Source organism: Alteromonas lipotrueiana, assembly GCF_019249245.1.
Taxonomy (GTDB): Bacteria; Pseudomonadota; Gammaproteobacteria; order Enterobacterales; family Alteromonadaceae; genus Alteromonas; species Alteromonas lipotrueiana.
The window spans coordinates 1-717 of record NZ_JAESDK010000044.1 but is presented as its reverse complement, the minus strand read 5'-3'; the positions used below and the strand labels follow the sequence as shown (position 1 = coordinate 717).

Annotated in this window: 1 protein-coding gene; it reads left to right on the top strand. The window is 47.4% G+C overall.

Going from position 1 to position 717, the window contains the following annotated elements:
* Positions 1-85: 85 nt before the first annotated feature.
* Positions 86-717: transposase (locus tag JK130_RS16555; protein ID WP_218355435.1), on the top strand; the 632-nt coding region annotated here is incomplete at its 3' end.

Genomic DNA, 717 nt, shown 5'->3' with positions numbered 1-717 from the left:
CGTGGATGTGTGCGCCTATGCGGTGATGAGCAACCACACCCATGTGGTATTGCGTATCAATAAGCAAAAGGCGGATTCGCTTTCAATGAAGGAGGTTCTCGGCCGCTGGCATAAGCTGTACAAAGGCATGTTGCTGTCCCAAAAATATATTAATCCCGAGGTATGTGATGCATTATCTGAGGCAGAAATTGAAACGGTAAAAAATCTTGCTGAAGTCTATCGTAGCCGATTGTTTGATATCAGCTGGTTTATGCGGCTGCTCAATGAATACATTGCCCGGCAAGCGAATAAGGAAGACGAGTGTACAGGTCACTTCTGGGAAGGAAGATTTAAGTCTCAGGCATTAATGGATGACGCAGCGTTAGCGGCCTGTATGGCGTATGTTGACTTAAACCCGGTCCGCGCTTGTTTAGCGAGAACACCGAAAGAGTCGGCCCATACCAGTATTAAAAAGCGCATTGAAGCCGCAACGTCTCATCAACAGCCCCGTTACTTACTTCCTTTCGCTGGCAATCCCTCAGATAAAATGCCCGATGGCCTACCTTTTCGTATTGAAGAGTATCTGGCAGTTGTCGAACAAACCGGGCGCCAATTTCACCCGAAAAAACGGGGTAGAATCGATAATATCGCCAGTCCTGTACTCACGCGGGTAGCGTTAGAGCCTTCTGACTGGCATGCATTAGTCTGCGGCATAGAAACAGAGTTTAAAACGGTTAT